We start from the raw sequence: 8211 nt of genomic DNA, 5'->3' as shown, positions 1-8211 counted from the left end.
GCGGCGAAGGCAGCATCAGCCAGCAGTGCCAGAAGCTGATCAACGCCATGAAAAAGCCGTTCCTGATTGACGGCCACGAACTGCTGCTGGGCGCCAGCGTCGGCATCAGCCTGTTCCCGGATACCGCCAAAGAAGCCCAGAGCATGATCAACCAGTCCGACATGGCGGTGTACCAGGCCAAGCGCAGCGGCGGCAATAACTTCCAGTTCTATCGCAGCAACATGCGGGTAGCGTCGGTGGAACAGCTGGCCCTGGAAACCAGCCTGCGCAAGGCCATCTTCAAGAACGAATTCGTGGTGCACTACCAGCCGAAAATGGAGCTGGCCAGCAACCGCATCACCTCGGTGGAAGCCCTGGTGCGCTGGCAGCACCCCACCATGGGCCTGCTGCCGCCGGCGGACTTCATTCCCCTGGCCGAAGAAACCGGGCTGATTTCCGCCATCGGTGAACTGGTACTGGAGCGCTCCTGCCGCCAGGCCCACAAGTGGTACAAACAGGGGCTGGGCAACATCTGTGTATCGGTAAACCTGTCAGCCCACCAGTTCCGCAAAGGCAACGTGGCAGAAATCGTGGACCGGGTACTGTCCACCACCGAACTGCCCCCGCACCTGCTGGAACTGGAACTCACCGAAAGCCTGATCATGGAAGACATGGAGCAGAACATCGAGCTGCTTCAGCAACTGCGCACCCGGGGCATTGAGCTGGCGCTGGACGATTTCGGCACCGGCTATTCGTCGCTGAGCTACCTGAAGCGTTTCCCGGTGGACACCCTGAAGATCGATCGCTCCTTCATCATGGATCTGGACAAGAGCCCGGACGATGCCGCCATTACCCGCGCCATCATCGACATGGCCCACAGCCTGAAGATGAACGTAATCGCCGAAGGGGTAGAAACCGAAGACCACCTGAGCATTCTGCGCGACATGCATTGCGACAGCATCCAGGGCTACCTGATCAGCCGCCCGGTGCCGGAAAACGAGTTACTGGAATTGCTACACACCCAGGCCTATAGACAGCAGTTGAAAGTTGACAATTGATAGTTGACAGCTGCGCGGAACAGGGCTGTTTTGTCTGAAATAAAAGAGGCCGCGCTCAAACTTTGGGCGCGGCCTCTACGGTTTCAAAACATGACGTGCTGCGGCGTGTCGCTGTCAACTGTCCACTATCAACTGTCAACTGATCCCAGCAGCTCCAGCGTCTCCTCCGCCCGAAAATACCCTTCCAGGTGCCGACGCAGCCACGCCTCCAGCAGCCCTTCGCTCTGCAGCTTGGCCATCACTGGCGGCAGGAAGCGGCGGGCATCATCAAGCATCAGCTCGCGGGTGACGCCCAGCTCATCCAGCAGGCCAGTGAGGCTGGTATCACCATATTTATCGAAAAACGCCTGCACGCCCGCTTCCAGCATGGCATTGAAGTAATCCGTGTGGCGCAGATCCCGCCAGTACTCGAACACGATCACGAACAGCTCCTGAATATCCTCGCTGCTCACCAGTTCCTTCAGGTCCGCCACCGGGCGCTGGGAAAAGTCCTGCCAGCCCACCTTCACCAACTCGCGCAACTCATCCAGGTTCTCGTCGCGATACAGGTACGGATCACTCAACAATTGCTCCGTGCGACGCAGTAACCATTCCTGCAGTCGTGCCTCCAGGCTGGCCAGCCAGCGTTCCGGCAAGCGCTTGCTCAGCTGGCTGCGCAGGGGGCCGGGCAGCCCCTGATGCAGCAACGTCTTGAGCCCCAGTTGCGCACCGCCTGCCAGCAAGGCCAGCAACACCGGGTTACGCCCCAGCCAGGCCATGCCTTGCCGCGACAGGGGAATTTCCAGCCCCTTGTCCAGCAGCGCCATCACTACGGCTTCGTCGACCACATCCTCCACGGTGCGCTCACTCTGGATGGCGTGGTCATAAAACCGTTCCACCATATCGCCCACCAGCTCGGGAATCGCGCCGCTGATATCCATCTCCACCGCGTATTTCTGCGCCGTGGCAAATACTTGACCGGCTTGCACCCACTGGTTGAGGGAATAACCCGCCGCCCGCTCAAGCACGTAGTCCAGCTCCTCAACCACCAGTGAATCCAGCTGTTCCGGCGAGAGACGCGCCAGCAGATAATCGACCAGCCCATCCAGTAAACGATTTGCCACTTCCTGTTTATTGCCCGCCATTTTTTGCATTTCCCGATGAAAAGTTCTTGATGCTGCGCACAGCAATTGTATCATTGAATGATGTAACAGTTACGGAGGGACGCACAATGGCGATCTCGATTCTGCCCATACGCCGCAACCTGAAATTCAACCTGAACCCGGCCAAGGCCCTCACCTGGCACCGGGACGGCCTGAATGTCAGCCAGTTCCTCAATACCATGAGTCTGTTCTTCCCGGTGGGTGAGCGCTTCTTTATCGATAGCGTCCGCCACTATCGCGACCAGATTACCGATTCGGAACTGAAAAAGGCAGTCACTGCCTTTATCGGTCAGGAAGCCATGCACGGCCGTGAGCACGAAGAATACAACGACTTCGTGGCCCAGGCAGGGATTCCGCTGCATGCCCAGGAAGCCTTCGTTGCCAAGCTGCTTGGGGCCGCCCAGCAATATAGCCCCAAAGCCTTTCAGCTGGCTGCCACCGTAGCACTGGAACACCTGACCGCCATTCTCGGCGGCGGCCTGCTGGATCTGCCCGAGATCATGGAAGGCGCCGACGAAGGCTACAAGGCGATCTGGAACTGGCACGCCCTGGAAGAAACCGAACACAAGGCTGTGGCCTTCGATGTGTACCGCACGGTGATCGGCGACGACAGCAACCTGGGCGCCTACGCCCTGCGCAGCGGCACCCTGGTGCTGGCCACTGGCATTTTCTTTGCCCTGTTCATTCCCTTCTACCTGCATAACGTGCGCATCAAGGGCGGCCTGACCGACCTGAAAGGCTGGCGCGCCGTGGCCAAACACACCTGGGGCCGCAAAGGGATTTTCCTGAACATCACCAAGCCCTGGTTCGACTGGTTCAAACCCGGTTTTCATCCGTGGGATCACGATAACAGCGAGCAGCTGCAAAACTTCGAGGCCCTGCTTGGCAACCTCCTCAAAGAGGAAGCCGCTTAACCGTTTTCCAATTCACCGAGCTCTCCCTTTTCCGGTGACTTTCAGGGTCGGCACTTTGCCGGCCCTTTTTTTTGCCGCTCTGCGGCTGCAGCATGCTTCACGCAGCATGCAACACGCTGGCAAACCTGCCGAGATTGGGCCTCATAACGAAAAAAGCGCCTGCTTTTGCAGACGCTTTTTCATGAGTCCAATGCGGGGATTACCCGTCGTTGCCCTCTTGAGTAGACACCACACGATCATCTGCCAGGCGAATGTTGGCCGCTGGCGCATTGCCGTCCCGGTCCTCGCCGAAGTACAGGGTGGTATGCGGGAACGGGATCTCTATACCGGCCTTGTCGAAGTAGATCTTCACCAGCCGGTTGAAGGCACGGCCCACCGCCCACTGATTGCCCGGTGTGGTCTTGATCACCACGCGGATATTCACCGAGCTGTCCGCCAGGGCCGTCACCCCGGCCACGGTCATGGGCGCGAGGATATTATCCTTGTGCTCACCTTCCTTGAGCGCCTCGAAGGCCGCCTCAAGCTGAACGATGGCATCGTCAATGCTTTCCCGATAACCAATGCCGTATTCGCCCACATGGTTACCGTATTCGCGGGTGTAATTGGATACCGCATCCACCGAGGAGAACGGCACGATGTGGTAGGTGCCATAGAGATCACGCAATGCCACCGAACGGATCCCCACTCGCTCCACCGTGCCGGAGTTGGCGCCAACCCCGACAAAATCACCGGTATTCATGGCATTCTCCAGCTGAATAAACACCCCGGTAATCACATCCTGCACCAGCTTCTGGGCACCGAAACCAATGGCCAGACCCAACACACCGGCACCGGCAATCAGCGGGCCGATATCCACACCAACCTCGGAAAGCACGATCATCGCCGTCATGATGATGATGGTGATGGCCAAGGAGGTATGGAACAGCCCCAGTAACGTCTCACCCCGCGCCGCCTGGGCCGGCGTACTGGTTTCTCCGGGGCTGAATTTATGCTCGACCAGGCTGGCCAGGGCAATCCAGACGGCCGCCGCCAGCGCCAGAATCAGCAAGATATCAATCAGCGCAGAAACGGTTTGCGCACCGGCGGTGGTGGCGTACCAGGCCGCCAAGTCATAGAGCTGCCAGGCATCCAGCGACAACACCAATACCAGCGCCAGGATCAGCCCGCGAATGATTTTCAGGCCGGTGGGCACATAAGTGTTCACCCGGGCCTGAAGGCGGGGCATGCTGGCGTTGAGCCGTTCCGACAGCTGGATTTCCTTGCCAATCAACTGCCCCAGCGCCACTGATACCAGCAGGCCCAGGCCCACATAAATCAGCGTTTCCAACGTTGCCAAGGCCACAAAGGGCAGCGCCGTTTCCGGGTTCAGCACGGTGGCGGTAAACACCAGCAATGCGTACGCCAACGCCAGCCAGTGCCAGGTACGCGCCAACAACAGCAGCAACAGCCGGATTGGCCCGGACCCGGCATTGGCCCGATGCGTCAACGCCTGACGCAACACCTGGCGCTTGCGCCAGATCACCACCGCCGCATACACCAGCGCCACCAGCATGATCACTGTCCCCACGCCACTGCCCAGCGAGGGCGACACATTGAAGTTCAGCACCGGCACCAGCACCAGCATGCCATAGCCAATCAACCCGGCTTCACGGGCCAGAAAGCGGTTACAGTAGCGCGCCTGTTCTGCCGCCACCGGCAGCAGTCGCAGGCCCTCGTAGCGGGAGGAAAAGAACATCCGCAGACCCACCTTGGCCAGCTCAACCAGCAGGAAGGCATTCAGAAACAGCGCTAACCGGGTGGCATCCGCGCCCAGCTGTTCGGTGAGCAGTGGCGCCACAAAAGTGCCGGCCAAGTAGGCCAGCACCACCACGACAATATCCAGTAGTGCAGCAACCGCCACGGCCACCATGGTGCGCAGGATCGCCAACTTCTCTGAACCGGCCCGGGCCCAGCCGCTGAGACGGGCAAAGACCGAGCTTCCCACCGCACGCAGCGACCAGAACACCACAAACGTCACGGCCACCAGAATCGCCAGATTCAACAAGGCGGCACTGACCGTTTTCATGTCCACCGGAGCCGCCGCTGCTACCGACTGGCTGGCATCGGCATCGCCGCCAAACCAGCCCGACACCAAGGCGCCCAGCGCTGCAAATTGCCGGCCCATATCACCGGCCAGGTTACCGGTGGCCGCCGCCATGCGGCGCGCCATGGAGACTTGCTCCGCGGTCTGCCCGCTGGGGGCCTGGGCAGCAATCTCCGCGGCTGGCACTTCGCCTTCCAGCCCCAACGACTCAGGCTGGGCAGACGCGTGCACGCCACGCAACTGATCAATCAGCACTTGGCGGCTGGCGTCATTTTCCAGCAAATCCGCCAGCTCCGCGTATTCACCCGGTTGCGCCGCAACCGGCTGCGCGGGCTCCGCAGCGTGGGCCGCTGCGGTGAAAAACACGAGCAAAAAAGTCACCAGGGCTGTGAAGCCGCGAAAGGTCTGGACTGGAGGGCGCAAACTGATCTCCTTATCCCGGTCATCGCCGAGCAAAATACACAATTTGAAGATTGTTCAGGCGCCCACCCTAACAAGTCAGACAGCGAAAAATGTGAAGATTGCGCGAAGGATTGCCCCCCGGTTACACCCCGACATTGACCCTGGGGAGCCATCCCCGGGGTGAGAATGCCAGTCATAGCGGTTGACCGTGACATTGAGCGCTGTAATGATCGAGTTACATTCCAACGACAACACGGTGGAGGCGTTCATGAACGCATTCTGGACCCCGGATTCCCAGGCCCTGGCGCCTTACCTCTCTGCCTGGCAGAACGCCCACAAAGGCCTGCAGATCATTGCTGGATCCCTGCAACCGGGCATGACCGAGCAGGATTGCGAACTGCTGATTCGCGACTGGCTGCGTGCGCACCAACTGTTCGATCCCGCCCGGCCGCCGAAGGTGCGCTTTACCAATCAACCCAGCCGCCGTCGCTTTGGCCTGAACAGACCGGGAAAGCGCCGTTACCGGATCGGCATGGGCTATATACTGCGTTGCGATGCGGTACAAAACGGCTACGCCGCCAAGGCCTGCCTCAGCGGCCCCGACGTGGCTCCGCTGGCCGCATTACACCGCCGCCTGCGTGACTATCGCGACCAGCTACCGCTGGCCCTGGCCCGGGGAGAAACACCCCAGCAGCTTGCTGGCCGTTTCTCCGGCCTGCGCCAGCACTATCGGTTGGCGCCGCTCACCGGCACTCTGCCGGAAGGTAATCGCATCGGAGAAGGGCCGCTGATACCCGGGCTGTGGCAATGGCAACTGACGTTGAGCGACGGTACGCACAGCGTCGGCAGCAGTGAATTCCTGCTGATGGACGATCAGGGACCGCGCTGGCTGACCCCCGCTCCGGCCCACCTGCTCGACAACAACACTGGCGACAAGCAAGAGGAAGCAGCCTGATGGTGCAGTGGCGCGACAGCAAAGTAAGCCGTAATGGCGTGGACCTGGCGGTGCGTACCTGGAGTGCGGACAAAAGCCCCACGGTGATACTGGTACACGGCTACCCGGACGCCAATCATGTCTGGGAAAAAGTGGCGGAACGCCTTAGCCGGCATTTCAAAGTCGTCGCCTATGACGTACGCGGCGCCGGCAATTCTTCCGTGCCGCAAGGCCGCGCCGCTTACAAGTTGCGGGAACTGCGCAACGACCTGCATGCGGTCATGGACGCCGTCAGCCCGGATGAAAAGGTGCATCTGGTGGGGCACGACTGGGGCTCCATCCAGACCTGGGAATCAGTCACCGATCCCGGCGCCGAGCAACGCATCGCCTCCTACACCACCCTGTCCGGCCCGTGCCTGGATCATGTGGGGCAGTGGATGAAGGCGCGACTGCGCGAACAGGAAATCGGCGCCGTGCTCAATCAGCTCGCCCACTCCTGGTACATCGGCCTCTTCCAGTTGCCGGTGCTGGCCCCGACCCTGTGGAAAGCCGGCCTGGCCAAGGTCTGGCCGCAGGTACTGCGCCGCACCGAAAACCTGCACAGCGAAGTCAGCGCCACTCAACAGCAGGACGGCGTGCACGGTATCGAACTGTACCGCGCCAACATGCTGCCTTGTCTGCTCAAGCCCCGGGAGCGGCATACCAAAGTCCCGGTGCAGCTGATCGTTGCCCGCGAAGACAACTATGTGCGCCCGGCCATGCTCGAAGACCTGCCCCAGTGGACAGATCGCCTGTGGCGCCGGGAAATAGACTGCGGACACTGGAGCCCCCTTCTCCAGTATCCGGACGTGACCGCCGGCTGGATCAGTGAGTTCATCCAGCATGTTGAAGGCGCCCCCGCCAGCGAGGCGCTCAAGCGCGCCCAGGTCAATGCCGACCCGCAGCCCGCAGCAGATAGCAGCCATCCGGGAACCGGCAACCACGCCTCTACGAAGCACCCGCAGGAACGTAGCGTAGCGGAGTAACGCACGCAGTGCGGCCCGAAGGGTGAGCGAAGCGAATAACCTGCCTGCGGGTGATCCGAGCCTGGGCGAGGCAAGGATTCCAGAAGCGGGTTACGAGTCACGAGTTTCGAAAATCAAAAAAACCAGCCAAGTACGGGGTTTGGGGTTTTGCCTTTCGAAACTCGCTTCTCGCAACTCGAAACTCTCACCTCGCCCAGGCTCGCCCGCGTTGTTGCGTGATGCATGTAGCGTGCTGCGTCTCCCCTTCTAGCCCCAGTGCAAAAAGGGGGCTATCATCGCCACATGAAAACCAGTGACCGTAATCCCGCAGCTATTTTGCGCAGCCTGAAGAAATACACCCAACCGGCTGAGCAACAGGCCCCGGCAGACGCCGGCGACCACAAGGAATTCACCATCGACGAACTGGCCCGCGAAGCCAGCTCGACGGTGCGTAACGTGCGTGCCTACCAGGATCGCGGCATTCTTCCGCCCCCGGAAAAGCGCGGCCGCACCGGTATTTATACCGACGTGCACCTGGCCCGGTTGAAAATTATCGGCGCCCTGCTGGAGCGCGGTTACACGCTCAACAACATCCGCGACCTGCTCAGCGCCTGGGAACAGGGCCGCGAGCTCAACGATATTCTCGGCCTGGAAGTGGCCGTTACTTCCTGGCAGAACCCCAGCGTCCCCTCCTA

Annotated in this window: 7 protein-coding genes; 5 read left to right on the top strand and 2 right to left on the bottom strand. The window is 60.6% G+C overall.

Annotated elements, in window-relative coordinates; translation table 11 throughout:
* Window positions 1-1037, top strand: a 1037-nt coding sequence (locus A3754_RS18690) for a bifunctional diguanylate cyclase/phosphodiesterase (protein WP_156497082.1), incomplete at its 5' end; no start/stop codon positions are given.
* A 128-nt stretch (window positions 1038-1165) separates the two neighbouring features.
* Here A3754_RS18690 and A3754_RS18685 read toward each other — a convergent pair.
* Window positions 1166-2161, bottom strand: a complete 996-nt coding sequence (locus A3754_RS18685; protein ID WP_063520906.1) for a hypothetical protein — start codon at window positions 2159-2161, stop codon at window positions 1166-1168.
* An 86-nt stretch (window positions 2162-2247) separates the two neighbouring features.
* On the opposite strand from A3754_RS18685, the gene A3754_RS18680 reads away from it, so the two are divergent.
* Window positions 2248-3093 carry a metal-dependent hydrolase gene (locus A3754_RS18680; protein WP_063520904.1) on the top strand — a complete coding sequence of 282 codons (846 nt, stop codon included), beginning with the start codon at window positions 2248-2250 and terminating at the stop codon, window positions 3091-3093.
* 199 nt (window positions 3094-3292) lie between these two features.
* Here the strand turns inward: A3754_RS18680 and A3754_RS18675 are convergent, their stop codons facing one another.
* Window positions 3293-5542 carry a mechanosensitive ion channel domain-containing protein gene (locus tag A3754_RS18675; RefSeq protein WP_231880692.1) on the bottom strand — a complete coding sequence of 750 codons (2250 nt, stop codon included), beginning with the start codon at window positions 5540-5542 and terminating at the stop codon, window positions 3293-3295.
* A gap of 262 nt (window positions 5543-5804) precedes the next feature.
* On the opposite strand from A3754_RS18675, the gene A3754_RS18670 reads away from it, so the two are divergent.
* From A3754_RS18670 to A3754_RS18660, 3 genes are all read left to right on the top strand, one after another.
* Window positions 5805-6533, top strand: coding sequence for a hypothetical protein (locus A3754_RS18670; protein ID WP_063520903.1), 729 nt, complete (start codon window positions 5805-5807; stop codon window positions 6531-6533).
* On the top strand, window positions 6533-7537 hold the full coding sequence (locus A3754_RS18665; protein WP_082872393.1) for an alpha/beta fold hydrolase: 1005 nt from the start codon (window positions 6533-6535) through the stop codon (window positions 7535-7537). Before A3754_RS18670 ends, A3754_RS18665 begins: the two co-directional genes overlap by 1 nt.
* A gap of 282 nt (window positions 7538-7819) precedes the next feature.
* Window positions 7820-8211 (top strand): MerR family transcriptional regulator (locus A3754_RS18660; protein WP_156497081.1); only part of this gene is annotated, 392 nt, incomplete at its 3' end.

Source organism: Alcanivorax sp. HI0083 (genome assembly GCF_001635175.1).
This window is presented reverse-complemented; position numbering and strand designations above follow the sequence as displayed.